The following is a 25,167-nucleotide window of genomic DNA, read 5'->3' as shown; positions in this document are numbered from 1 at the left end:
CCCTTTATTTGTTAATTACCAATCAATAATTTTATTGACGATTTCTTGCTGCTCCGTACTGGTTTTACGCAAATAAATTCTTGTTGTTTCTATGCTTTCATGTCCCATTAAATCTGCAAGGAATGCAATATCATTAAAGCGTTCTAAGAAACTTTTTGCAAAACGATGACGAAATGAGTGAGGGTAAACAATTTTAGGATCTAATTTATAACGTCTGGCAAACACTTTTAATTGAGCGGCAATGCCACGAGTGGTAATTCTGTCGCCATATTTATTCAAAAAAATAAATCCATTGTATTTATTATTTAATCTTAGCCATTCTAAGCACTCCTGTTGTAGTGCAGCCGGAATATAAATCCTTCTTAATTTTCCGCCTTTGGAGTAGAGATCTAAATAGCCTATTTTGATATGCTCACATTTTATTTGGATTAGCTCACTAACCCTTGCACCTGTGGCAGCCATAAATCTAATGACAAAATACCAATAAAACTCCCCATCTTCTTTTAGACACTGTTTAAAGTAAGCATAATCAGCCTCGCTAATGACATTTTCCAAAAACGGTTTTTGCTGCACTTTAATAAATGACAATTTCCATTTTTCTTTTTTCATAAATTCTAAATAGTAATTTATTGCCCTTAGCCTTAAATTAACAGTTTGTGGCTTATAGTTTTCAATTAAGAATACCTTATACCGCTGTAAATTGATTCTAGATAACTCTGCAAACTTTTTATGATATTGCTTTATAGCAAAAATATAAGCCGTTTGAGTATTTTCAGCAAGGTTGGATTGATTGAGATATTTTTCAAATAAATTGAACATATTGATTTCCTCATTGTTGGTTGAAAATCACTATGATAATTTCAGATTCATAAGGCTATATTTGACCTCAATCATATTCAGAGAAAACGGACATAATGGTTATAACCAAATCATCTACCCCATTCCAATAAAATAAAACCCACTATTTCACTAAGTCTTTCATTTGTGGTATTGTGCATCTCAAATTTATTGACGAGAAGGATAGATAATGAACTTACAGCAACTTATCCGAGAAAATCATTTAGGATTACTGTTTCAACAAGGCAATTTTGGTTTAGAAAAAGAGAGCCAGCGTGTTGATATCTTTGGTAATATTGTTACAAGTCCACACCCTCAAGTATTTGGAAATCGTTCTTACCACCCTTATATTCAAACCGATTTTGCCGAAAGCCAGTTAGAGCTTATTACTCCACCTAATGCCAAATTGGAAGATAGTTTCCGTTGGTTATCGGCGATACACGAGGTAGTTTTACGCTCTTTACCGGAAGATGAATACATTTTTCCTTTAAGTATGCCTGCCGGTTTACCGCCGGAAGAGCACATTCAAGAAGCACAGTTTGACAACCCTGAAGATGTAAATTACCGCAAATATCTTTCTGCTAATTATGGAAAATACAAGCAGATGGTCAGCGGTATACATTACAACTTCCAACTCTCACCTGAATTTGTTGAGAAGGCTTTTGAGCTGCAAACGGAATATAGTGATTTAAAATCCTTCCAAAACGCACTTTATATGAAGTTAGCAAATAATTTCTTGCGTTATCAATGGATTTTGCTCTATTTGCTTGCTGCTACACCAACGGTGGAATCGCAATATTTTTACGGAAAATCACCGCTTGCAGAGGGGCAATTAGTGCGTAGCCTGCGTTCCAGCCCTTATGGTTATGTGAACTCGCCTGATGTTCAGGTCAATCACGACAGCCTTGAAAGCTATGTGGAAAGTCTTGAAGCTCAAGTAACGAAAGGTTTACTGATTGCGGAAAAAGAATTTTATTCTAATGTGCGTTTACGTGGAGCAAAAAAAGCTCGTGATTTGTTAGAAAAAGGTGTGCAATACGCTGAATTTCGCTTATTCGATCTCAATCCATTCGCCCCTTATGGTATTGAATTAAACGATGCAAAATTTATCCACTATTTCTTACTTGGAATGCTTTGGTTAAAAGAAACAAGCGGTCAAAAAGAAGTAGAAATCGGCAAACAGAAACTTTACCAAGTCGCTCTTGAAGATCCAAGAACAGAAACGATCTTCCGTACCGAAGGTGAAGCAATGTTACATCACATCTTAGCTATGCTTGAAGAGTTAGGCTCAAACGAAGAAAGCCTTGCAGTCGTGCGTGAAAAATTAGCTCAATTTGCTGATCCGATGAAAACGGTTAATGGTCGTTTACTTGAGGCGATTGATCAATTCGGTAGCTATAAAGCACTGGGGGCGAAACTCGCTCAAGAGTATAAAGCCCAAGCCTTTGAACGTTTTTATGCCCTTTCTGCCTTTGACAATATGGAGCTTTCCACCCAAGCACTGTTCTTTGATTTGATCCAACAAGGGATCTGTGTGGAATTATTAGATGAAAACGATCAATTCCTCGCACTGAAATTTGGCGATCATCTGGAATACGTGAAAAACGGCAATATGACCAGCCACGATCAATACATTTCTCCATTGATTATGGAAAACAAAGTGGTTACTAAAAAAGTATTGGCGAAAGCAGGCTTCAATGTGCCGAAAAGTGTTGAGTTTACCAGCCTTGAGCAGGCAGTTGCTCATTATCCGTTGTTTGAAGGTAAAGCAGTTGTAATTAAACCAAAATCAACCAACTACGGCTTAGGCATTACAATTTTCCAACAAGCGGTCAAAAATCGGGAAGATTTTGCAAAAGCAGTGGAAATAGCTTTTCGTGAAGATAAAGAAGTAATGGTGGAAGATTACTTAGTCGGTACGGAATACCGCTTCTTTGTGTTAGGCGATAAAACGCTTGCCGTGCTTTTGCGTGTGCCTGCAAACGTAGTGGGAGATGGCGTTCACACCATTAAAGAATTGGTTGAAATGAAAAATAACGATCCGCTTAGAGGTGATGGCTCTCGCAGTCCGTTGAAAAAAATTGCCTTAGGTGAAATCGAACAGTTACAACTGAAAGAGCAAGGCTTAACAATTGATTCTGTGCCGGCGAAAGAGCAAACGGTTCAACTGCGTGCGAATTCGAATATCAGTACAGGGGGCGATTCCATTGATATGACCGACCAAATGCACGAGAGCTACAAGCAAATTGCAGTGGGAATTGCTCACGCAATGGGAGCAAAAGTATGTGGGGTAGATTTGATTATTCCTGATCTGACTAAAGCTGCCGAGCCGACGTTAAGTTCTTGGGGCGTAATTGAAGCTAACTTCAATCCAATGATGATGATGCACATTTTCCCATATCAAGGAAAGTCCCGCCGTTTAACCAAAGCGGTGATTAAAATGCTGTTTCCTGAAATTCCTTCCAAATAAAACAACAAGCGGTTATTTTTCTCAAAAATTTTGCAAAAAATATGAGAAAAACAACCGCTTGTAGCAATATTAAATAATGTAATTCAATTACGCTTTCGCTGCTGCCGCTGCTTTTACGATTACTGCAAATGCTAGAGCTTTAAGTGAAGCACCGCCTACTAATGCACCGTCAATATCAGGTTGGGTAAATAACTCTGCTGCATTTGCATCGTTTACTGAACCGCCGTATTGAATAATCACTTGGTCTGCTACCGCTTGTGATTTTGCCGCAATGTGATCACGAATGAATTTATGCACCGCTTGAGCTTGTGCCGGAGTCGCTGATTTGCCTGTGCCGATCGCCCAAATTGGTTCATAAGCAATCACCGCACCGTTGAACGCTTCCACACCGTGGGCGTTAATTACCGCATCAATTTGTCTTGCACATACTTCTTCGGTTTTTCCTGCTTCGTTTTCCGCTTCAGATTCACCGATACATAACACCGGCACTAAACCTGCGTCTTTTAACACTTTGAATTTTTGGGCGATAAATTCATCGCTCTCTTTATGGTAAGTGCGGCGTTCTGAATGCCCGATAATGATATATTTTGCACCAAATTCTTTTAACATTTCAGGGGAAATATCGCCTGTGAAAGCCCCTTTTACATTCACATCAACATTTTGTGAACCTAACGCAATTAAGCCTTTATCGCTACAACCACAGCCACAACCTGCAAGTGATGCTTCAGCGTGAGCCAAATACATTACCGGTGGAGCAATTGCTACATCACAGCCTTCAACGCCGTGTAATTCTGCTTTTAAATCTGCAATTAAGGTTTTGGTAAACGCTTTATCACCGTTTAATTTCCAGTTACCCATTACCAGTGGACGACGTGCCATTTTGTTTCTCCTATAAATTGAATTTAAATATAAACCGTTGCGAACTATATCAAATTTTGAAAGCGTTTTGTTGTTTTTTATTTGGTTTTTCTGATCTAGATCGAAAGGTTTAACGTATAATTAGTAAATCTATTTCTAATGAGCAAAAAACAATGCAACTAAACTATTTATACTCTGCCCCTCAAACCCAAGGGCGTTTAAAAGCTGAATTTGCCGACTTTATCGTGCGTGAAGAATTGGGGTACGAACTGACTGGCGAGGGAGAGTTTGTGGCAGTTAAAATCCGTAAAACCAATGCAAACACTCTCTTTGTCGGCGAAAAATTAGCAAAATTTGTCGGAATTTCTGAGAGAGAGATGAGCTACGCAGGCTTAAAAGACCGCCACGCCGTTACCGAACAATGGTTCTGCTTGCATTTGGCTGGTAAAGAAACACCTGATTTCTCTACTTTTGAATGTGAAGGTGTGGACATTTTAGAGGTTACTCGCCACAACCGCAAAATCCGTGTTGGCTCGTTAGCTGGCAATCATTTTGAATTATTACTGCGTGATGTGGCAGAAAGTGCCGATTTGATTCACCGCTTGCAGCAAATACAAGCGGTCGGATTTCCCAATTATTTTACCGAACAACGTTTCGGGCGAGACGGTCATAATTTAACCCAAGCGTTACGTTGGGCTAAGGGTGAAATTACGGTAAAAGATCGCAAAAAACGCAGTTTCTACCTTTCAGCCGCTCGTTCTGAAGTGTTTAATTTAGTCGTTTCCCAACGTATTGCCGATGGTTTAATGAACCAAGTGTTAGAAAATGATTATGTTCAACTTGCCGGCTCAAATAGTTTTTTCTGTGTGAAACAAGATGAAATTGCCGAAACTCAAGATCGTTTATCCCGCTTTGATGTACTACTCACCGCCCCACTTATTGGCGAAAAATCGCTTGAGCTGGAAAGCAATCAAGCCGAAAAAGCAATGATTGAACAACACGCGGATTTAGTAGCACTAATGAAAAAAGAGCGAATGAACGCTGCCCGCCGAGCAATGATCTGCAAACCTAAAGATCTTGAATGGCAATTTGAAACAGAAGGATTAAGATTGAAATTCTTTTTAGATTCAGGTAGCTATGCAACAGGATTGGTAAGAGAGTTAATACGTTTATCGGAAGAGAGCGAAGTTTAAATCTACAAGCGGTTAGATTGATAAGATTTTTTGCAATTTGCAAAACTTTCTTAAAATCTTACCGCTTTTTACACTTTTAGACTAAAAAAATTGTCGAAAAATTGTTAGAATTGACTGCTTTTATACTTAGTATCTGTTTAGTAGTAAGATCTAAAGGAAATTATGAGAATTTTAATCAGTAATGACGATGGCTTTCACGCTGTCGGCATTCAAACCTTAGCAAAAGCATTGCGAGATGCAGGACATATTGTCACTATTATTGCACCGGATCGTAACCGCAGTGCAGCATCAAGTTGTTTAACCTTAGTTGATCCATTACGTGTGCATCGTTTTGATGAATACAATTATGCAGTAATCGCCGGTACACCGGCAGATTGTGTCCATTTAGCTTTAAATGGCTTATTTGACGGTAAATTTGCCGAAAAATTTGATTTGGTGGTTTCGGGTATTAATCACGGTGCGAACTTAGGCGATGATGTAGTTTACTCAGGCACAGTGGCAGCAGCGTTAGAAGGTCGCCATTTGCCATTACCAAGTATTGCGGTTTCGCTGGTTGGGCGTAAACATTCTTCGTTTTTAGATGGTGAAAACCATTTTAATACGGCAGCACAAGTCGTATTGGATTTATTGAAAAAAATGGAACATCAAATATTTCCACCAAACCACGTTTTAAACGTGAATGTGCCCAATTTACCTTATTCAGAGCTAAAAGGCACAATGATTACCCGTTTAGGTGAACGCTCGACAGCAGCTGAGATCGTAAAACAGAAAGACCCTCGCAATGCTGATGTATATTGGATTGGTGTAACAGGTGATCCAATAGATGAAAGTTACGGCACCGATTTTTATGCGTTAAATCGAGATTGCGTGTCTATTACCCCAATTCAAGTGGATATGACCGCTCACAAAACCATTGCAACTTTAAAAGGCATTTTTAATGAAACTGTTTGAAAAAATTTATGACAAAACAATGGAATGGTCAAAACACCGTTTAGCGGCATTTTGGCTGAGTTTTGTCAGCTTTATTGAGGCGATTTTCTTCCCCATTCCGCCTGATGTGATGCTTATTCCAATGTCGATGGCAAAACCGGAAAATGCGTTTAAATATGCACTTTATACTACTATTGCTTCAGTGTTAGGTGGCATTATCGGTTATTTTATCGGTTTGTATGCAACCGACTGGGTGCAAGGCATTATTGCCAGCTGGGGAATGCAAGCGAACTTTGATAGAGCCAAAACGTGGTTTGAAACTTGGGGCGTTGCTGTTGTGTTTTTAGCAGGCTTTTCGCCAATCCCTTTTAAAGTATTTACAGTGTGTGCAGGTGTACTACAAATGGCATTTTTACCGTTTGTAATAACGGCTGCAATTTCCCGTTTTGCTCGTTTTATTTTAGTTGCAAAACTTTCTGCGTGGGGAGGCAAAAAATATGAAGTTAGAATTCGCCACTCTATTGAATTAATTGGTTGGGGAACTATCGTACTTGCAGTAGTTGCTTATCTTCTTTATAAATTATTGAATTAAATTTTAAGGATAATAGAAAATGAAAAAATCACTTTTTGTACTCTCTCTCATCTCTTTCGCTTTAGCAGGCTGTTCAAGTAACTCAAGCGAATCTAGTGCGTCAAGTGTGGAAACCACAGATGCCAATGCAACTTGGCAATCTGCTGATAGCATTCAAACTGCACCAATGCCAGCCTCAATGAATCAACCAATTGCCGTACAACCGGCACAACCTGTGTATTCAGCTCCGCAGCCTATTACTGCTGCACCAGCTCCAATGACTGTTTCAAGCGGTAGCTATGGCTCTCAAGTGGAAAGTGTAGGTAACTGCCAAGTGGTGCGTGATGGCAATAATGCCCCAATTTACGCACAAATTACTAAAGGTTGTTATACCGATAGCTCTTATACTGTAGGTAAAAGTGATACGCTTTATTTGATCGGCTACTTAACAGGAACAAGTGCAAACCACATTGCTAATTTAAACGGCTTAAGTGCAACTTCTGCCCTAAAAGTCGGTCAAGTATTGCGTGTGCGTTAATAGGCGGATTGAATGAAAAAATCATTTTTAACATTTGCAACTTCTTGTGCGTTTTTGACCGCTTGTGGAACAAGCTCCAAGCAGTACAACGTTGATGATCCGAATCTATTACCTTCAGGCACGTTAGAGCCTGTTGCAGGTTCAGGAGCAAGTCAAGGGAGTTACAGTTTGCCGTCTGATATTAAGCCAACGTCTATGCCTGATACAATGAAATAATTTTAGGATAATCATTTAATGAAAAAACAATTTATACTTTTACCTTTAGTTTCCGCTATTTTAGCTGCTTGTTCCTCGAACAATCCTGCGCCGGTGGTTAATGCTTCGGGCAATAATGAGCTTAGTCCGGGTGTAATGCAGCCTGTAAATAGTAATATGGGAGCAATAAACTCAAGCGGTGGCTGGCAGTCTGATATTCAGTCAGCTCCAATGCCAAGCTCAATGAATACACCGGTACAAACTATTCCGCAGCCTGTTTCTACACCTCAGCCGATTGCGACTGTGCCACAACCTGTTATCACTAATCCTGTGATTACAGAACAACCGCCACAGCCGACGACTACGACTAAAATTGTGAAGAAAACAAAAACAGTAGAGAAAAAAGTTGATCAGAATTTTGAGATTCCACGTGATGCGAACAATGCACCGATGTATAACCAAATACAAAAAGGCTTCTATGACGGTTCAACTTATACGGTTCGCAAAGGCGATACAATGTTCTTAATTGCTTATATTGTGGGCAAAGATGTAAAAGAAATTGCCGCTCTTAACAATATGAGTGAGCCTTATCAATTAAACGTAGGGCAAAAAATTAAAACGGGTAAATCAGCCACAGAAACCATTACCGTTGAGGAAAAAGTAACTGTGCCTGTTGAACCGCAAATTACTTATCAGCAAGGTGCAAACGGTACAACTTACGCTTCTGATGGTAACATTACCGGTCCTGTTAAAGCCGGTGTAGGCAGTGCAGACGTGCCTGTTGCTAATAATGGCATTCAAGCAACAGCGGGAACAGTGTCAGCCGTAACTGCTTCCGTAGGTAGTGCAAACCAAGTAGAAAATCGTACAACATCGACTATCCGAGCAACAACCGCTTCTGAAAGTCCATCGCCAGTCTCAAATACGGCAGCGACACCTTCGTCATCAATTAAATGGCAATGGCCAACCAATGGACGAGTAATATCAGGCTTCTCATCAGCAGAAGGTGGTAATAAAGGTTTAGATATTGCAGGCTCGAAAGGACAAGATGTACGTGCAGCAGCGGCGGGGAAAGTTGTGTATGCAGGTAATGCTCTACAAGGCTATGGTAACTTAATTATCATCAAACATACCGACGATTTCTTAAGTGCTTATGCACATAACAACACTATTGATGTTGATGAACAAGACACCGTTAAAGCCGGTCAGAAGATCGGTACTTTAGGTAGTACCGGTACAAACACCAACAAACTTCACTTTGAAATTCGTTATAAAGGGAAGTCTGTCGATCCTGCCCGTTATTTACCAAGAAAATAATGGTAAATTATTAACTTAATCTGACCGCTTGTTTCATCTTATATTATGAACAAGCGGTTATTTTTTATAGGAATTTTACAAATGAGCCAAATTATACGCTGTGATTGGTGCGGTGAGAGCGAACTTTATGTGAAATATCACGATGAAGAGTGGGGAAAACCTGAATTCGATAACATCAAGCTATTTGAGAAAATTTGTCTCGAGGGGCAACAAGCAGGGCTTTCGTGGATTACTGTACTGAAAAAGCGAGAAGCTTATCGTCAAGCATTTCATCAGTTTGATCCTGTAAAAATTGCTCAAATGACAGAAAAAGATCTCGATCAATTAATGCAAAATGCCGGTTTAATCCGCCACAGAGCAAAATTAGAAGCAATTATAAAAAATGCAAAAGCTTATCTTGCAATGCAGGAAAAAGACGAAGATTTTAGTGAATTTATTTGGGGATTTGTGAACCATCAACCACAAATTAATGATGTTCCCACGCTTCAAGCTATTCCGGCTAAAACAGATACTTCAAAGGCTATGTCTAAGGCGTTAAAAAAGAGAGGATTTGCTTTTGTAGGTGAAACAACTTGTTACGCTTTTATGCAATCAATGGGATTAGTTGATGACCACTTGAATAATTGCATCTGTAAAACAAAATAGCGGTAAAAAAATTAGGCGACCATAGGTCGCCTAATCTCAATCTGAATTATTGATTGTTTTGAACGTAATCAATTGCTGATTGAACAGTTGTAATTTTTTCAGCTTCTTCATCTGGAATTTCGATATCGAATTCTTCTTCTAAAGCCATTACTAATTCAACGGTATCTAAAGAGTCAGCACCTAAATCTTCAATGAAAGAAGCTTCCGGTTTAACGTCTTCTGCTTTCGCGCCAAGTTGATCAACAATGATTTTTTTTACGCGTTCTTCAATGCTCATTTTGTTTTTCCTATAGTGAATATCGCATAAGTGCGAGAGTTAATTAGTGTAATCGAAATAATTTTAGATACAACCTTTTTATAGAAAGGTCTAACCAGACTATTCCAATACACAAGAATAAAACTGTATTTGTTTTACCATTCTATCATTATGTTTGTCTTTAATCTATAGAGATAGTTCAAATTTCCCGATCTGATTAACGAACTTTCGCTAATTCAGCTCTCATTTGATCAATGATAGCTTTGTAATCAGGCTGGTCAAAAATTGCAGAACCTGCAACAAACATATCTGCACCGGCAGCAGCAATTTCGGCAATATTGTTTACTTTTACCCCACCATCAACCTCTAGGCGAATGTTGTAACCACTCTCATCAATACGGCGACGTACCTCACGCAATTTATCTAGCGTTGATGGAATAAAAGATTGCCCGCCAAAGCCAGGATTTACCGACATTAATAAAATCACATCAACTTTATCCATCACATAATCTAAATAATGCAAAGGTGTTGCCGGATTGAACACTAGCCCTGATTTACAACCTAAATCACGAATAAGCTGTAAATTACGGTCAATATGCTCTGTTGCTTCCGGGTGGAAGGTAATGTAATCTGCTCCTGCTTTCGCAAAATCAGGAATTAAACGCTCAACAGGTTTTACCATTAAATGCACATCAATCGTGCATTGAATGCCATAATCTCGCAATGCTTTGCAAATTGCCGGTCCAAAGGTTAAATTAGGTACATAGTGATTATCCATTACATCAAAATGAATTAAATCTGCCCCAGCCTTTAGCACATCTGCCACATCATCGCCCAATCTAGCCAAATCTGCCGATAAAATCGAAGGGGCAATCAAATAAGGATTTTTGCTCATATTTCCTCACAATTTATGAATGAATAAATAGTTTGTTAGATTACCATAATTTTAAAAATGAAAATCAGATCTAGATCTAAAAATTAGCTTTTTCCTTAAAATACCATAAAAAAGTTATGGAATAGTAGAGAGATTTCGTATAATATACAGTCCATAATTTAATTATGGTTAATAGCCTATTGTCAAAATTCTGGAGAAAATATGAAAAAAGGGATTCATCCTGAAAATTATCGTGAAGTACTGTTTTATGATGCCTCTGTACAACAAGGCTGGGTTATCCGTTCTTGTGCTTCAACAAACAAAACAATGGTATGGGAAGATGGTAAAGAGTATCCGCTTTATACCTTAGATACCTCATCAGCATCACACCCTGTTTACACCGGCAAACGCCGTGAAGCAAATACTGAAGGTCGTGCAAGTCAATTTAAAGATAGATTTAAAGGCTTTGCTACAACGCTTTCAAATAAAAAATAAGAAGGACATAAAATGAAAATTTTAAACTCATTAAAATCGGCAAAAACACGCCACCCTGATTGTCAAATTGTAAGACGTAAAGGCAAACTGTACGTAATTTGCAAAACCAATCCAAGATTTAAAGCTCGTCAGCGTTAAAAAGAATAGCACCTTGATCACTTTGATTAAGGTGCTAATTTTTTATAACTAAATGTTCCCAATAATTCACTATTTTTCCTCATAATCCCATAGCTAATAAGCCATCCATACTATAAAACCATTTTCTTATGTCTTATTCCATTTAGTTATTTGCAAGCGGTCATTTTTCCCTTTAAATTTGCAAATAATTAATTTTACCAATGAAAAGGAACTTATTATGTTGAAAAAATTATCAGTTGCAGCATTAGCACTTACTCTTTCTGTTTCTGCATTTGCAAAAGAAAGTTTACTTGAGCGTATCAATAATAAAGGCACAATTACCGTTGGCACAGAAGGGACCTATGCCCCTTATACCTACCACGATGAGAGCGGTAAATTAACAGGCTATGATGTGGAAGTAACCCGTGCGGTAGCAGAAAAACTAGGCGTGAAAGTTGAATTTAAAGAAACACAATGGGACGCAATGTTAGCAGGCTTAAAAAGTAATCGTTTTGACTTAGTAGCAAATCAAGTTGGTTTAACTTCACCGGAACGCCGTGCAATATTTGATAAATCTGAAGCATACAGCTGGGACGGTGCAGCATTATTAGTGCGTGAAGATGAAGCCAAAATCAAAAGCCCAGCCGATGTAAAAGGGGTAAAAACAGCACAAACATTAAGCTCTAACTATGGTGAATTAGCTCGTGAAAGCGGTGCGGATATTGTTCCAATTGACGGTATGGCACAAGGCTTACTTTTAATTCAACAAAAGCGTGCTGATGCAACTTTCAACAGCCATTTATCGCTATTAGATTACTTGAAAAAGAACCCAGATTCAGGCTTAAAAATTGTTTGGGAAAAAGAGGAAAAAGTGGGAGCAGGCTTAATTGCGAATAAGGGTAATGATGAAGCATTAGCGAAAATCAGCAAAGCAATCGTTGAATTACGTGAAGATGGCACACTAAAAAAATTAGGTGAACAGTTCTTCGGTAAAGATATTAGTGTACAATAATTCATATTGGATTTGGCTGAGGGGCGACTTCGCCCCTTTTGTTTTTTTAAGTTTAATCTCCCTACTATTTCAAAAGTAAGGGAGATTTTAGGTTTTTAGATGTTAAACGATCTGTTACTTTCTATTCCCTTTATGACCCAAGCCCGAGTGGATTTGGTGTTAAGTGGCTTCTTGCCTATGGTAAAAGCAGCTTTCTTAGTTTCCATTCCGTTGGCAATTGCTTCCTTTATTATCGGTATGATTATCGCTGTTAGTGTGGCATTAGTAAGAATTAGTCCATCAACGGGTATTTTATACCGCTTGTTGTTGCTTTTTGTAAAAGGCTATATTTCCATTATTCGTGGCACGCCAATGCTAGTACAAATCTGTATTGTATTCTATGGTTTACCTGCAATTGGGATTTTCATCGATCCAATTCCGGCAGCGATTATTGGTTTCTCGCTGAACATAGGTGCTTATGGTTCTGAAACCATTCGTGCTTCAATTTTATCTGTACCGAAAGGACAATGGGAAGCCGGCTATACTATCGGTATGACTTATATGCAAACTTTCCGTCGTATCATTGCACCACAAGCATTCCGTGTTGCAGTGCCACCACTGAGCAATACTTTTATCGGGCTATTTAAAGATACCTCACTTGCCTCTGTCGTAACCGTTACCGAAATGTTCCGTGTTGCACAACAGGTGGCAAATATGTCTTATGACTTCCTCCCCGTTTACATTGAAGCAGCCATCATCTACTGGTGCTTCTGTTGGGTGTTGTTCTTAATTCAAGCCAGACTGGAAGTGCGTTTCAACCGATTTGTGGCGAAATAGGAGAAAATTATGATAAAAATCCGTAATATTCACAAAACCTTCGGACAAAATACGATTTTACGAGGTATCGACTTAGATATTCAAAAGGGGCAAGTTGTCGTTATTCTTGGACCTTCAGGCTCTGGCAAAACCACTTTTCTACGTTGTTTAAATGCGTTAGAAATGCCGGAAAAAGGTACGCTAGAGTTTACTGATAATGCTCCATTAATAATTGATTTTGCAGCAAAACCAAGTAAAAAAGATATTTTAGCACTCCGCCGTAAATCGGGTATGGTGTTCCAAAACTATAATCTCTTTCCACACAAAACGGCATTGGAAAATGTGATGGAAGGACCTGTATTTGTGCAGCAACAAGCGGTCGAAATTGCAAAAGAAAATGCAAAACGCTTGCTTGCAAAAGTCGGGCTATCAGATAAAGCTGAACTTTATCCATTCCAACTGTCGGGCGGGCAGCAACAGAGAGTTGGGATTGCTCGTGCTTTAGCTATTCAACCAGATTTAATGCTGTTTGATGAGCCCACTTCGGCTCTTGATCCTGAATTAGTGCAAGATGTGTTGAGCACAATGAAAGAGCTCGCAAATGAAGGTTGGACAATGGTGGTGGTTACTCACGAAATTAAATTTGCCCTTGATGTCGCCGATATTGTAGTTGTAATGGACGGTGGGGAAATTGTTGAACAAGGCTCACCACAACAACTCTTTAATAATCCGCAACACGAGCGAACAAAACGCTTTTTACATCAAATTCGAGCTGATTAACAACAAACAACAGAATATATAAAAAATCTGCTCCTTACTAAGGAGCAGATTTTTATTGTATATGTTTCATTTCTATTTAAGCCGCAGCCCATAACCCACCAAAAATTTGGTAGAACAAGCTGTTTAATAGCAATAGCCCAAAGCCTAAAACCATTACCGAGAAATCTAACATTCCTGTTCTTGGAAGTAGTTTGCGGATAAAACCTAACACCGGTTCAGTAATTTGAGCAACAGTATAATCAAGTGGGTGGTTACCCTGTGTAACCCAACTCATCAATGCACGAATTAAGGTGGTGAAAAAGAGAATTTGTCCGAAGGTTTTTACTAAACTTAATAAACCGATTAATACGGCACGAGGCAAATCCAGTCCGAAGAAGATAAATTGCAAAGTAACTAATGCTGCAGCAATCAAAAGTGCAGGAAAGCAGATATTTTTAACCGTTGGAATTAACTTGCCAACCGGGGCAACCAAAGGCTCAGTGATTTTGAGCAAGGTTTGTGAAATAGGCAAACGTGGATCAACTCGACAAAATTGTAACCAGGTTCTGAGCACTAAAATAAAACTAAAGAAGCCAACAACTAACGAAATAACAGGGGCTAAAAATTCCATTTATTTCTCTCTTTTATACTTGAAATTAAAAAAACAAGCGGTCGTTTTTACGAAAAAATTTGCAAATTTTCAGAAAAATATGACCGCTTGTATCAGTGTAAATCAATTAAACTTGTGCCGGGTAATCCCACCAAATGTCAAATAACTCGCTTACTTGTACATTTTGTAAGCCATTATTTTCTAACCAAGTTTTCACTAATTGGCGGTGCGATTCATCGCATTTGCCTAATTTTTCTAAGCAGACTAAACCTTCCCATTGTAAGTAGCCGTTTGCTTCTAGTGCCAAGCCGTTTGGTTTGATTACTTCATCAATAAAACGATCTACTGTCGTGTCGATTTGGTCGATGCCTGTGCCTTCAGCAAAGTTGAATTTCACTAAAAACCCTAATTCTTGGAATTCTGCCAAGTGCATTTTTTTACGCTGACGAGCGTTACGTTGAGTAGCCATTGCTATTCTCCTCTCTTTATGAAATAAACTGTAACTTATTTTTTGGTGAAATATAAATCCCACACGCCGTGTCCTAAACGATGTCCTCGCTCCTCAAACTTGGTGAGCGGGCGGAAATCAGGACGTGGAATAAAATCATTGGTTGCGGATGTATTCTGTAATTCATTCTCGAATTGGCGTAACACCTCAAGCATATGTTCGGCGTAATTTTCCCAATCTGTCGCAAAATGGATAAATCCGTTCGGGCTTAATTTGGTGAGCACTCGAGTAATAAACTCAGGCTGCACAATGCGGCGTTTGTGGTGCTTCGCTTTTTGCCACGGGTCTGGGAAATAGAGCTGCAAGCCGCCAAGTGAGCCATCTGCAATGCTATCTCGCAAGATTTCAGTCGCATCGTGGCAAATCACTCTCAGATTTTTCACGCCTTTTTCTAACGCATAAGCGATACAAGCTCCAACGCCCGGGGTGTGGACTTCAATGCCGATATAGTTTCGCTCTGGATTTTGCTCCGCCATTTCCACTAGCGATCTGCCCATTCCGAAACCGATTTCCAACACAACCGGGTTGTTGTTGCCGAAAATCTGCTCAAAATCAAATGGCGTTGCCTGATAATCTAAGCCGAGATTCGCCCAATTGTTGTTCATCATATCACGCTGATAATCGCTTAAACGGCCGGTACGCAACACGAAACTACGCACTTTTCTTAAATAACGACCATCTTCGGTAAATTCAGCTTGCTCAACCGTTTTACGTTTTTTATCTGCAAAAGTTTGCTTTTCTGACATTTTCTCGCCTTAAAACTTCACTAATGCAGAACCCCAAGTCCAGCCGCCGCCGAAAGCCTCGAGAAGTAATAATTGCCCACGTTTTACACGCCCATCACGCACCGCTTCATCAAGAGCTACCGGCACGGTTGCCGCACTGGTGTTGGCATATTTATCAAGGGTAACCACCACTTGATCCATCTCCATATCCAGCTTTTTCGCCGTTGCCGTGATAATGCGTAAGTTTGCTTGATGTGGAATGAGCCAATCAAGATCTGATTTTTGTAAATTATTTGCTTCTAACGTTTCTTCTACCACGCTTGAAAGTTGGTTTACTGCAATTTTGAAAGTTGCGTTGCCCTGCATTTCGATGAATCCTGAACGATCTTCACCACGTTTTTGGCTTTTCAGAGTTAAATTATTGTCTAAATCCGGCGAAGCGTGTAAATGGGTGGAAAGAATGCCCGGCTCTTCGCTTGCTTCTAAAATCACTGCACCGGCTCCGTCCCCAAATAGCACTACAGTGCTGCGGTCAGTTTCGTCCAACATTCTGGAATTGATGTCTGAACCAATCACCAACGCTTTTTTCACTTGTCCGTTACGCACAAATTTATCGGCAACGCTTAACGCATACACAAAGCCCGTGCAAGCAGCTGCCACATCAAATGCAATAGCATCTTGAATGTTCAGTAAACCTTGAATTTGGCACGCCGCACTTGGATAAGCGTGAGAATTGGTGGTCGTTCCCACCACAATTAAACCAATTTCATTAGCATCAATTTTTGCCATTTCTAAGGCTTGTTGAGCTGCTTTTGCTCCCATTGTAGCCACGGTTTCATCAGCTCTTGCAATGCGGCGTTCACGAATGCCCGAACGGGTGACAATCCACTCATCAGAAGTGTCCACCATTTTTTCTAAATCCGCATTGGTACGCACCTGACTTGGTAAATAACTTCCCGTTGCTAAAATTTTGCTGTTCATATTTTGATTATTCTCAATCGACTAAAATGATAATCCGACATTATAGCCTGAAAATGCGGAAATATATAGCCTCTACAATCTGTTAGAGCAAAATGAAGATGTTAGCAATGCGATGATTAAATCGAAATTTTTACGCCGATGGTTTCATTTTGTTGCACTAAGCGATAAATTCGAGCAGTTTCCACGCAAACCATTGTTTTGTAGCCGGTTTTACTCATTCCGCCCACGACTTTTTGCCACGGGTTCCAAAGTACGGTTTCGCTGGCGTTGATGTGCTCAATGCGAATGGTGCGTTGATTTGCAAAATCTTGAATAAAATTGACCGCTTGTGCGGCGTAAATGCAGTCCACGCTTTCACGAATTATACGTGGAGATGGTACTTCCGCTTGGCTATTAGTTAATTTATCTTCACAAGTAGTCGGCAAACCTTGCACCTCGATTTGCTCGATATCACCGACATTAAAATAGGTGTGAAGAGCGAGCTGAGCAGGCTCTGCTTGCAAATGAGTGAAATACAGCTCGCAACTTTCGCCTAAAATCATCTTGATTTTCGCCTCATTGTCTAACACAAACACCAAACGCACATTGTCAGCCGAAGCACTATTTTCCACCAACGTCCATTCCCGAATACGAGCCGTGCCGTGAGCCGGTGCTTTTGCCGTACCAAACCAAGGGTAACAAATCGGCACACCACCACGAATTGCTACCCCGTTTTGGAATGGTTCAATTTCGCTAAGCCACAACACATCTTGTTTAGCCTGAGCCGGCTGCCAGCTCAATAACTGAGCCCCTTGCAACGCCACTTTCGCTTTCATTTTTGGGTGGTTGATTTCCAACACGCTCAATTCGTTGTGTTGCGTTAACTGTAATGCTGGGTTGAGGGTCATATTTGTCTCCTTATTTTTTATCAAAAACGTGAAGCGGATCACAAAACGAGCGGAGAGTTTGCTACCGCTTTGGTGTTAATCGTTATAATACGGTTGAATTTAACAGTCAAGGAGATAAAGATGAAAACATTGGGTGAATTTATTATCGAAAAACAGGCTGATTATCCGGAAGCCAAAGGGGAGTTGAGTGGTATTTTGTCATCAATTCGTTTAGCTGCAAAAATTATTCACCGTGAAATTAACCGTGCGGGCTTAAGCCAAGATATTTTAGGCACAGCAGGCTCTGAAAACGTGCAAGGCGAAGCTCAAATGAAGCTTGATGTTTTCGCAAATGAAACAATGAAAAAAGCCTTATTAGCCCGTGAGGACGTAGCAGGTTTTGCTTCAGAAGAAGATGATGACTTTGTTGCATTTGACACGGAACGTGGTCGCAACGCAAAATATATTTTAATGACTGATCCGCTTGATGGCTCGTCTAACATTGAAGTGAATGTATCTGTTGGTACGATCTTCTCGATCTACCGCCGTATTTCGCCAATTGGTACGCCTGTAACCAAAGAAGATTTCTTGCAAGAAGGGCGTAAACAAGTTGCTGCCGGTTATGTTACTTATGGCTCATCAACAATGTTGGTTTACACCACAGGTAATGGCGTGAATGGCTTTACTTACGATCCATCACTCGGCTTATTTATTCTTTCTCATCCCGATCTCAAAACGCCGACAGAAGGAAAATATTACTCCATCAACGAAGGGCAATATGTAACCTTCCCTCAAGGGGTAAAACGCTTTATTAAATATTGCCAAGAAACGGACGAAGCCACTAAACGCCCATATTCATCACGTTATATCGGCTCGTTAGTATCTGACTTCCACCGCAATTTATTAAAAGGCGGGATCTACATTTATCCAACTTCAACCGTTTACCCGAAAGGCAAATTACGTTTACTCTATGAATGCAACCCAATCGCCTTCTTAGCGGAACAAGCAGGCGGAATGGCAACTGACGGCTTTAATCCGATTTTGGATATTAAACCAACCGAGTTACACCAACGTGTGCCATTCTTTGTTGGCTCAAGTTCAATGGTGAAACAAGCGGGCGAATTTATGCAAGAATTTGCAAAATAAAACGCCATCTGAAACAAAAGGCGAATATCACGTTCGCCTTAGTTTTATCTAATCCACCCTCTTATAAATTCAGCAATTTGTTCCACATCATTAATATCAAGTAAATTCTCTCGCTCAAGAAAATAATCTGTTGCGGTAGCAATCGTCCACTTATCAAGCTCCGGCAATGGCTTTTCAATCTCTTTGCGATGGAGCTGAATTTTCGGCAAAGTTTCGTGTTTAAAGCCTTCCACGAAAACAAGATCGATCTCTTGCGGATTGAATTTTGCAATTAATTGAGAAAATTCAACCGCTTGTTTGGTTTCTGTCATTAACGCCCAACGTTCATCGCACACAATCATTGTCGGATTTGCTCCTGCTTCACGCAGGCGGTGGCTGTCTTTGCCTTTTTTGTCTACATCAACATTGTGGTGGGAGTGCTTAATCAAGCCAACCCGAATGCCACAAGCGGTCAATTTTGGGATTAATTTTTCCAATAAGGTAGTTTTGCCCGTGCCGCTGTAGCCTGTAATCGCAAGGGTTTTCACCGGAAATTGGCTTACTCGGTTTAAATCTTCCAATGTATTCACGTTCGTGAATGCGGATTTTTGTTCAGAAAAATCCACCGCCACACTTTTTTGTGATAGGAAAAACCAAAGCAGACGGCGTTCGCCTGAAGCTAAATAGTGGCTCAATTCCTCTTTTACCGAATGATGAACCAACGCAAACGTTGGGTGTGGTCGCTCGCCATCGTGAACATAGGCAATTTGAGCGTTGTTAATGCGTAAGGCGGTGTGTAATTTTTGCAATAACTTCGTTGGAATAAAAGGCGTATCACAAGGCACAAAGAGCAAATAGTCGCTGTCAATTTTCTCTAAGCCTGATAGCATTCCGCTTAGCGGACCTTGAAAATCGGGCAAACTATCTTGGTAATAAGGAATTGTAGGATAAAGTTGCTGATATTGCTCAATAGAACGATTAATATTAAGCCAAATGTCGCTAACTTGTGGAGAAAGACAGGTTAAAATGTGTGAAATAAGCGGTTTTCCATCAAAAAGTTGCAACCCTTTTTCCACGCCATTCATTCGGCGAGCCAAACCGCCGGCTAAAATCACGGCTGAAATACGATCTTCCATTCTGTTATCCCTTAAAATTTTGCAAAAACTAAAGCAAAAGTATATTATTTCGCTTAATTTCCAACAAGATTTTTTAAGGGGCAAACAATGAAATGCAAACGCTTGGAAGAATTATTAGAGTTACTTGGCGAACATTGGCGTAAAAATCCTGACTTACACCTCATTGATATTTTGCAGCAACTTTCGATTGAAGTAGGCGAGCCTGATAATTTTAAAGCCTTGAGCGATGAGGTCTTAATTTATCAGCTCAAAATGCGAAATGCGGACAAATTTGAGCCTATCCCCGGCATTAAAAAAGATTACGAAGATGATTTTAAAACCGCTTTATTGCGTGCTCGTGGAATTTTAAACGATTAAGATTGTCTTATCCGTTAGCTAGTCTAGCACTTATATTTATTAACTATATTTATCAACATTTTTGAAGGAATCATTATGAAAAAATTGGTATTAAAAACAGCTTTTGTGGCTCTTTCGGCACTTTTTGCATTTAACTCAACGGCAATCGCCGCTGATCCAACCGCAGGGAAAGAATATACTGAGGTACGTAAAGCCCCATCTGCTCAAAAAGAAGTGGTGGAATTTTTCTCATTCTACTGCCCGCACTGCTATGATTTTGAATTAAGCTACAAGATCCCAAGCCAAATTAAAGAAAAATTACCAAAAGACACCAAATTAGTGCAATATCACGTTAATTTCTTAGGTCGCCAATCTGAAGACTTAACTCGTGCTTGGGCATTAGCAATGGCATTAGGAGCTGAAGATAAAGTAAAAACTGCATTATTTGAAGGGGCACAAAAAGATGCATTCAAATCAATGGACGATATTCGTGCGGTATTTTTAGCAAACGGCATTACAGCTGAACAGTTTGATAGCGGCATTAACAGCTTTGCCGTAAATGGCTTGGTGAATAAACAAGTTCAATTAGCGGAAGACTTCCAAATTCGTGGTGTGCCTGCATTTTTCGTAAATGGTCAATACCAATTGAATTTAGAAGGCTTTGCAGATTCTTCATCAACGAATGATTTCATTCAACGTTATGTTGATGCAATTATCTTCTTGAGTAAAAAATAATTGTCCCCATATTGAGAGTATGGTTTTACAATGCTGAGTAGGTAAATCCTATTCGGCATTTTTTTATTTTACACTCTCATTCAATTGAAAAGCCTTATGACAAAATTATCCATTCTAAATCTTGTGCCTATTCGTGAAGGGCAAACCGCTAAACAAGCGGTCGATTCTATGGTGAAATTAGCAAAACACGCAGAAAATATCGGCATTGAACGCTATTGGATTGCAGAACATCATAATATGAAAAATCTTGCCAGCTCGGCAACACAGTTACTCATTCAGCACGCACTTTCCCACACTGAAAAATTAAGAGTGGGCTCAGGTGGCGTAATGTTACCTAACCATAGCCCTTACATTGTGGCAGAACAGTACGGCACACTTGAAACACTCTATACTAACCGTGTAGAACTGGGGCTGGGGCGAGCACCCGGTACTGATATGCGTACTGCCACCGCTTTACGCCGTAATGCCCAAAGTTTGCCTTTTCCTGATGAAATCAGCGAACTAAAAGGTTATTTTGAAGGGACAAACCCTGTGTCTGCTTACCCTGCTCAAGGGCTGAATGTGCCGCTTTATATTTTAGGATCTAGCCCTGAAAGTGCGTATTTAGCGGCAGAGCGTGGCTTACCTTATGCCTTTGCCTCGCATTTTGCCCCTCGTTTTATGGACGAGGCGGTAAGAATTTATCGCTCTCACTTTAAGCCGTCCGAAGTGTTAGATAAACCTTATGTAATTTTAGGTGTGAATGCGATTGTGGCTGAAACCGACCAAGAAGCAGAACAACTCGCTACCACTCAAACCCAGTTTTTCTTAAATGTGGTAACTAATGCTCAGAACAATTTGCAGCCACCTGTCGAGTCTGACGATAAAGTGTGGGAAAATTTTGTGAAAGCCGAGATTGTACCGCATTTTGGACCTGTTGCTTTGCAACAAAATGCGTTGTACAACCAAGAGAAAACCGTTGTCCGCCAAATGACTGCTTGCTCGCTTATCGGTAGTCGTGAGAGTGTCGAACAACAACTCAAGGCATTAAAAGAACGAATTGAAATTGATGAAATTATGGCGGTAAGCTATATTTTCGATGAGAAAAAACAACATCAATCCTACACTTGGTTAAAAGAGATCATAGATAGGGGGTAATATGAGCAAAACAATGCAACAAAAAGCTGCTGATGCACACAATATGTGTAAGCTAAAAGGCGATTCTATGTTAGATAATGCAGACCGCCAAATTGCCTTTGAAGCAGTCTATGACAGTGAAGAAATCGCTAAACAAGCGGTTGAATTTTTCACACAAAAAGCCAAATCGGTAGAAACCGCACCTTGTGAAATGCAAAGTGAAATCACACAAATTGCAGACGGTTTTCTGATGAAAATGTGGATAACCTTTAGCTGCCAAGCGGAAGTGATTTTATTTCAAATGAAGGTGAGATAGTCTATCGTTGCTTGACAGATAGGGCATTGACAGCGTAAATGAAATCTATTTTATAAGCGGATTTTGGCTCAAACCTTGTAAAATTTTATTAGGAATATCGCCTTCAATTTGCTGAATGGCATAGTCAATCGCATAGTAAAAGGCGTTGGCGTTTGCTCCGCCGTGGCTTTTTACAATGACTTTCGATAAACCTAGTAGGGTTGCTCCATTATGACGATCGGGATTGATTTCTTGTAACTTGCGATAGTAGCGATAGAAAATCAATTTAAGCAAATAGCGTTTGGTGTTGCGGCAAATGTTAGAATCGGCTTTCTCTTTTTTAAATAGCGAAATAATATTCTTTGCAGCACCTTCCAGTGCCTTTAAGGCGATATTGCCTGTGTAGCCATCACAAATAATTACATCAGTGAGGTAGCTGGTTAATTTATCGCTTTCAATAAAACCGATGTAGTTTAAATCTTGTCTCTTTTTGAGTTGCTGGTGAACTGCTTGAAGCTGGGCTGTGCCTTTATTTTCTTCTGTGCCAATATTCAATAAAGAGAGGCGAGGGTAGACTAAGTCTAGCATTACTTGAGCAAAGAGATTTCCCATTTCTGCAAATTGTTGAAGTTGGCTATTGCTTACTTCAATATTTGCTCCTAAATCTAACATTACTGTTGATTTCCCGTTCATTGTAGGGATGAGCGAAGTAAGTGCCGGACGTTCAATATTAGGTAATGGTTCTATCAACAATTTTGCTAATCCCATTAATGCCCCTGTATTCCCACCACTTACGCAACCTTGAGCCTTTCCTTCTTTAACTGCTTCAAGTGCTAAACGCATAGAGCTATTTTTACTTTGACGGATTGCTTTAGAAAAGGGGATATCTGCATCAATCATTTGTTCGGTATGATGGAGCTGGATTTTAGGGGAATGTAGCAGAGAGTATTTTTCTAATAATGGGGTAATTTGGCTTTCATCGCCAAATAATAAAAGTGAGAGATTTGAATGCTGTGATAAGGCTTTTGCTAGAGCAGGAATAGTAACACGGGGACCAAAGTCCCCGCCCATCACATCTACTGCTAGAGTGAAATCACCCAAGAGATACCTCGAAAGGAATTACTTGTTGATTACTTTACGACCACGGTAGTAACCGTCAGCAGTTACGTGGTGACGAAAGTGAGTTTCGCCACTTGTTTTATCCACTGAAACTGCAGCAGTTGTTAATGCATCGTGTGAACGACGCATATCACGACGTGAACGAGATTTCTTATTTTGTTGAACAGCCACGGGCTTTCTCCTAGATCTAGTTTTTCTTTAAATTAGCTAATATAGCGAACGGATTTGGTTTACTTGCCAGCTCTTCCGGCAATTCGCCAAACACTTGTTCGACTGCGGACACTTCACAGTGTTCTTCACTATGCATCGGGACTAGAGGTAATTCAAGAATAAATTCATCTTCAATCATATCTAGTAAATTTACTTCACCGAACTCGTTTACTTCGATAGGTTCATAAATTTCGGGCAAGATGTCCGCCTGATCCATGTTAGACACCGGACTGAAACAGAATGAACAGTCTAGCGTTTGTGTAAACGGGTTATCACATCGTTGACAATCAAGTTCCACATCAATTTTAGCTGTACCTTTAATTACAGTTAAACGTTGTGGGTCGATATATAACGAGAGAGTAACTTGTGCATCACTTAGCACATTACATACAGATTCACCCAAGCGGGTTAGAAGTTCACCTGAAATGTAGCCTTCATAATCCACTCGACGTTGTGCGTCTTTATACGGGTCAATTGTAAGGGGTAGTTTTACCTTTTGCATAGGGTGTGCATATTACAGATAGAAAGCAAATTAGTCAAAGGAAAATTATTTTTTGATACAGAATATTGGCTGAAATTGAGAGGTTTTTTTGACTTAACGTAAAAAGCGATGATATTTCGGGATAATTTTTCATCTAGTTATCGCAAAAACTAGCTAAAAAGGCGACTTTTGATTAAAATTCTGAAAGTTATTATTATTTGACGAGATTCGAGAAAAAATGTTACTTCCTGTTTTAGCTATTGCAGCTTATGCCTTAACATTGCTTTGGGTTGCCCCTACCTTAGTGAATTTGGAAAGTGCAACGGAAAATAAAAAGCCGAATATAACTCTTGTTTTTGGGCTTGGTTTATTAGCTATTCTTCTGCATTGTGCCGTGTTATACAACCAATTATGGCTAATAGAAGGGCAGAATTTTACTGTAACAAATGTAATCTCTTTAATGAGTTTCATTATGGCGGTTTGCGTAACTTTGGCGTTACTGAAATGGAAAACAGCCTGGTTTCCTCTTCTTATTGTATATGCCTTTGCGATTTGTAGCGTGGCAGTAGCCAGTTTTGTACAGGGGAGCTTTATCCGCAATATAGAAGAAAATGCTGGATTTATTTTCCACTTGGGCATTGCCCTGTTCTCTTATGCGTTGTTTTTCCTCGCCTTAATTTACGCGTTCCAATTAAAATGGTTAGATCACAAACTCAAAAGCAAAAAAATGTTCTTTTGCTCAATTCTTCCTCCCTTAATGTCGGTTGAACGCCATTTCTTTACTTTAACGCTTGCGGCACAAGCAATGCTTACGCTCACGCTATTTTCAGGTGTGGTTTATCTACATAATTTTTTTGAGCCCGAGCATATTCACAAAGCAATTTTCTCCTTTTTGGCTTGGATTGTTTACAACGTTCAAATATTAGGTCAATGGAAATTACGTTGGAGAGGAAAACGGGTGCTTATTTATTCGATTTCGGGTATGATGTTGCTCACAATCGGATATTTCGGTAGCCGTTTGATCGTCCATTAATCGCTACAAGCGGTTAAAAAAGCCCGATT

Annotated in this window: 32 protein-coding genes; 19 read left to right on the top strand and 13 right to left on the bottom strand. The window is 39.7% G+C overall.

What is annotated here, in order from left to right:
- Nucleotides 1–15 precede the first annotated feature (15 nt).
- On the bottom strand, nt 16–819 hold the full coding sequence (locus tag ICJ55_RS00925) for a tyrosine-type recombinase/integrase (protein ID WP_188156934.1): 804 nt from the start codon (nt 817–819) through the stop codon (nt 16–18).
- A 208-nt stretch (nt 820–1,027) separates the two neighbouring features.
- Between ICJ55_RS00925 and gshAB the strand changes: the two genes are divergently transcribed.
- Complete coding sequence (gene gshAB / locus ICJ55_RS00920) at nt 1,028–3,307, top strand: bifunctional glutamate--cysteine ligase GshA/glutathione synthetase GshB (RefSeq protein ID WP_188156933.1); 2,280 nt, start codon at nt 1,028–1,030, stop codon at nt 3,305–3,307.
- An 87-nt stretch (nt 3,308–3,394) separates the two neighbouring features.
- Here the strand turns inward: gshAB and tpiA are convergent, their stop codons facing one another.
- A complete protein-coding gene (tpiA, locus tag ICJ55_RS00915) occupies nt 3,395–4,186 on the bottom strand; it encodes a triose-phosphate isomerase (protein WP_188156932.1) in 792 nt (263 codons plus the stop codon).
- 152 nt (nt 4,187–4,338) lie between these two features.
- Here tpiA and truD point away from each other — a divergent pair, with 152 nt between their 5' ends.
- From truD to ICJ55_RS00880, 7 genes are all read left to right on the top strand, one after another.
- Nucleotides 4,339–5,358: a tRNA pseudouridine(13) synthase TruD gene (gene truD / locus ICJ55_RS00910; RefSeq protein ID WP_188156931.1), complete on the top strand. Its 1,020-nt coding sequence runs from the start codon at nt 4,339–4,341 to the stop codon at nt 5,356–5,358.
- A 162-nt stretch (nt 5,359–5,520) separates the two neighbouring features.
- Nucleotides 5,521–6,309 (top strand): 5'/3'-nucleotidase SurE, encoded by a 789-nt coding sequence (surE, locus tag ICJ55_RS00905; protein ID WP_188156930.1) that lies wholly within the window; start codon nt 5,521–5,523, stop codon nt 6,307–6,309.
- On the top strand, nt 6,296–6,880 hold the full coding sequence (locus tag ICJ55_RS00900; RefSeq protein WP_188156929.1) for a YqaA family protein: 585 nt from the start codon (nt 6,296–6,298) through the stop codon (nt 6,878–6,880). Before surE ends, ICJ55_RS00900 begins: the two co-directional genes overlap by 14 nt.
- Nucleotides 6,881–6,899: 19 nt before the next feature.
- Complete coding sequence (locus ICJ55_RS00895; RefSeq protein ID WP_188156928.1) at nt 6,900–7,397, top strand: LysM peptidoglycan-binding domain-containing protein; 498 nt, start codon at nt 6,900–6,902, stop codon at nt 7,395–7,397.
- 12 nt (nt 7,398–7,409) lie between these two features.
- Nucleotides 7,410–7,613: a hypothetical protein gene (locus ICJ55_RS00890; protein WP_188156927.1), complete on the top strand. Its 204-nt coding sequence runs from the start codon at nt 7,410–7,412 to the stop codon at nt 7,611–7,613.
- A gap of 18 nt (nt 7,614–7,631) precedes the next feature.
- Entirely contained in the window at nt 7,632–8,909 is a 1,278-nt protein-coding gene (locus tag ICJ55_RS00885; RefSeq protein ID WP_188156926.1) for a peptidoglycan DD-metalloendopeptidase family protein, read from the top strand.
- An 81-nt stretch (nt 8,910–8,990) separates the two neighbouring features.
- Entirely contained in the window at nt 8,991–9,554 is a 564-nt protein-coding gene (locus ICJ55_RS00880; RefSeq protein ID WP_188156925.1) for a DNA-3-methyladenine glycosylase I, read from the top strand.
- A gap of 46 nt (nt 9,555–9,600) precedes the next feature.
- Here the strand turns inward: ICJ55_RS00880 and acpP are convergent, their stop codons facing one another.
- Both acpP and rpe read right to left on the bottom strand, forming a co-directional pair.
- The gene (acpP, locus tag ICJ55_RS00875) at nt 9,601–9,831 is read right to left on the bottom strand and encodes an acyl carrier protein (protein ID WP_006249478.1); all 231 of its coding nucleotides are present in this window, start codon (nt 9,829–9,831) and stop codon (nt 9,601–9,603) included.
- Between the two features lie 196 nt (nt 9,832–10,027).
- Complete coding sequence (gene rpe, locus ICJ55_RS00870; protein WP_188156924.1) at nt 10,028–10,705, bottom strand: ribulose-phosphate 3-epimerase; 678 nt, start codon at nt 10,703–10,705, stop codon at nt 10,028–10,030.
- A gap of 201 nt (nt 10,706–10,906) precedes the next feature.
- On the opposite strand from rpe, the gene ICJ55_RS00865 reads away from it, so the two are divergent.
- From ICJ55_RS00865 to ICJ55_RS00845, 5 genes are all read left to right on the top strand, one after another.
- Entirely contained in the window at nt 10,907–11,179 is a 273-nt protein-coding gene (locus tag ICJ55_RS00865) for a type B 50S ribosomal protein L31 (protein ID WP_188156923.1), read from the top strand.
- A 12-nt stretch (nt 11,180–11,191) separates the two neighbouring features.
- On the top strand, nt 11,192–11,317 hold the full coding sequence (ykgO, locus tag ICJ55_RS00860) for a type B 50S ribosomal protein L36 (protein WP_025218041.1): 126 nt from the start codon (nt 11,192–11,194) through the stop codon (nt 11,315–11,317).
- A 217-nt stretch (nt 11,318–11,534) separates the two neighbouring features.
- On the top strand, nt 11,535–12,308 hold the full coding sequence (locus ICJ55_RS00855) for an amino acid ABC transporter substrate-binding protein (RefSeq protein WP_188156922.1): 774 nt from the start codon (nt 11,535–11,537) through the stop codon (nt 12,306–12,308).
- 99 nt (nt 12,309–12,407) lie between these two features.
- A complete protein-coding gene (locus ICJ55_RS00850) occupies nt 12,408–13,124 on the top strand; it encodes an amino acid ABC transporter permease (protein WP_188156921.1) in 717 nt (238 codons plus the stop codon).
- A gap of 9 nt (nt 13,125–13,133) precedes the next feature.
- On the top strand, nt 13,134–13,883 hold the full coding sequence (locus ICJ55_RS00845; protein ID WP_188156920.1) for an amino acid ABC transporter ATP-binding protein: 750 nt from the start codon (nt 13,134–13,136) through the stop codon (nt 13,881–13,883).
- A 76-nt stretch (nt 13,884–13,959) separates the two neighbouring features.
- Here ICJ55_RS00845 and ICJ55_RS00840 read toward each other — a convergent pair whose 3' ends face one another.
- The 5 genes from ICJ55_RS00840 to ICJ55_RS00820 form a co-directional block, all read right to left on the bottom strand.
- Nucleotides 13,960–14,493: a YggT family protein gene (locus ICJ55_RS00840; protein ID WP_188156919.1), complete on the bottom strand. Its 534-nt coding sequence runs from the start codon at nt 14,491–14,493 to the stop codon at nt 13,960–13,962.
- A 106-nt stretch (nt 14,494–14,599) separates the two neighbouring features.
- A complete protein-coding gene (locus ICJ55_RS00835) occupies nt 14,600–14,941 on the bottom strand; it encodes a YggL family protein (RefSeq protein WP_188156918.1) in 342 nt (113 codons plus the stop codon).
- 35 nt (nt 14,942–14,976) lie between these two features.
- Nucleotides 14,977–15,726 (bottom strand): tRNA (guanosine(46)-N7)-methyltransferase TrmB, encoded by a 750-nt coding sequence (gene trmB, locus ICJ55_RS00830; protein ID WP_188156917.1) that lies wholly within the window; start codon nt 15,724–15,726, stop codon nt 14,977–14,979.
- Between the two features lie 9 nt (nt 15,727–15,735).
- A complete protein-coding gene (locus tag ICJ55_RS00825) occupies nt 15,736–16,686 on the bottom strand; it encodes a beta-ketoacyl-ACP synthase III (RefSeq protein ID WP_188156916.1) in 951 nt (316 codons plus the stop codon).
- A gap of 116 nt (nt 16,687–16,802) precedes the next feature.
- Nucleotides 16,803–17,573, bottom strand: coding sequence for a D-hexose-6-phosphate mutarotase (locus ICJ55_RS00820; RefSeq protein ID WP_188156915.1), 771 nt, complete (start codon nt 17,571–17,573; stop codon nt 16,803–16,805).
- A gap of 120 nt (nt 17,574–17,693) precedes the next feature.
- On the opposite strand from ICJ55_RS00820, the gene fbp reads away from it, so the two are divergent.
- Nucleotides 17,694–18,698 carry a class 1 fructose-bisphosphatase gene (fbp, locus tag ICJ55_RS00815; protein WP_188156914.1) on the top strand — a complete coding sequence of 335 codons (1,005 nt, stop codon included), beginning with the start codon at nt 17,694–17,696 and terminating at the stop codon, nt 18,696–18,698.
- Between the two features lie 44 nt (nt 18,699–18,742).
- On the opposite strand, the gene mobA is transcribed toward fbp, so the two are convergent.
- Nucleotides 18,743–19,813: a molybdenum cofactor guanylyltransferase MobA gene (gene mobA, locus ICJ55_RS00810; protein WP_188156913.1), complete on the bottom strand. Its 1,071-nt coding sequence runs from the start codon at nt 19,811–19,813 to the stop codon at nt 18,743–18,745.
- A gap of 87 nt (nt 19,814–19,900) precedes the next feature.
- Between mobA and ICJ55_RS00805 the strand changes: the two genes are divergently transcribed.
- The 4 genes from ICJ55_RS00805 to ICJ55_RS00790 all read left to right on the top strand — a co-directional run bounded on the left by ICJ55_RS00805 (nt 19,901) and on the right by ICJ55_RS00790 (nt 22,316).
- Complete coding sequence (locus ICJ55_RS00805; RefSeq protein ID WP_188156912.1) at nt 19,901–20,170, top strand: YihD family protein; 270 nt, start codon at nt 19,901–19,903, stop codon at nt 20,168–20,170.
- 75 nt (nt 20,171–20,245) lie between these two features.
- Entirely contained in the window at nt 20,246–20,884 is a 639-nt protein-coding gene (gene dsbA, locus ICJ55_RS00800) for a thiol:disulfide interchange protein DsbA (RefSeq protein ID WP_188156911.1), read from the top strand.
- A 96-nt stretch (nt 20,885–20,980) separates the two neighbouring features.
- Nucleotides 20,981–22,021, top strand: coding sequence for an LLM class flavin-dependent oxidoreductase (locus ICJ55_RS00795; protein ID WP_188156910.1), 1,041 nt, complete (start codon nt 20,981–20,983; stop codon nt 22,019–22,021).
- A gap of 1 nt (nt 22,022) precedes the next feature.
- The gene (locus ICJ55_RS00790; protein WP_188156909.1) at nt 22,023–22,316 is read left to right on the top strand and encodes a YfcZ/YiiS family protein; all 294 of its coding nucleotides are present in this window, start codon (nt 22,023–22,025) and stop codon (nt 22,314–22,316) included.
- 45 nt (nt 22,317–22,361) lie between these two features.
- Here ICJ55_RS00790 and plsX read toward each other — a convergent pair whose 3' ends face one another.
- Genes plsX through yceD form a run of 3 tightly spaced genes read right to left on the bottom strand, consistent with a single transcriptional unit; the run spans nt 22,362 to nt 24,126 of the window.
- Nucleotides 22,362–23,396, bottom strand: a complete 1,035-nt coding sequence (plsX, locus tag ICJ55_RS00785) for a phosphate acyltransferase PlsX (RefSeq protein ID WP_188156908.1) — start codon at nt 23,394–23,396, stop codon at nt 22,362–22,364.
- An 18-nt stretch (nt 23,397–23,414) separates the two neighbouring features.
- Entirely contained in the window at nt 23,415–23,585 is a 171-nt protein-coding gene (gene rpmF / locus ICJ55_RS00780; RefSeq protein ID WP_006251723.1) for a 50S ribosomal protein L32, read from the bottom strand.
- A gap of 16 nt (nt 23,586–23,601) precedes the next feature.
- The gene (yceD, locus tag ICJ55_RS00775) at nt 23,602–24,126 is read right to left on the bottom strand and encodes a 23S rRNA accumulation protein YceD (RefSeq protein ID WP_188156907.1); all 525 of its coding nucleotides are present in this window, start codon (nt 24,124–24,126) and stop codon (nt 23,602–23,604) included.
- Between the two features lie 217 nt (nt 24,127–24,343).
- Here yceD and ICJ55_RS00770 point away from each other — a divergent pair, with 217 nt between their 5' ends.
- Nucleotides 24,344–25,138, top strand: coding sequence for a cytochrome C assembly family protein (locus ICJ55_RS00770; protein WP_188156906.1), 795 nt, complete (start codon nt 24,344–24,346; stop codon nt 25,136–25,138).
- Nucleotides 25,139–25,167: the final 29 nt, after the last annotated feature.

This window comes from Mannheimia bovis, assembly GCF_014541205.1.
Taxonomy (GTDB): Bacteria; Pseudomonadota; Gammaproteobacteria; order Enterobacterales; family Pasteurellaceae; genus Mannheimia; species Mannheimia bovis.
This window is presented reverse-complemented; position numbering and strand designations above follow the sequence as displayed.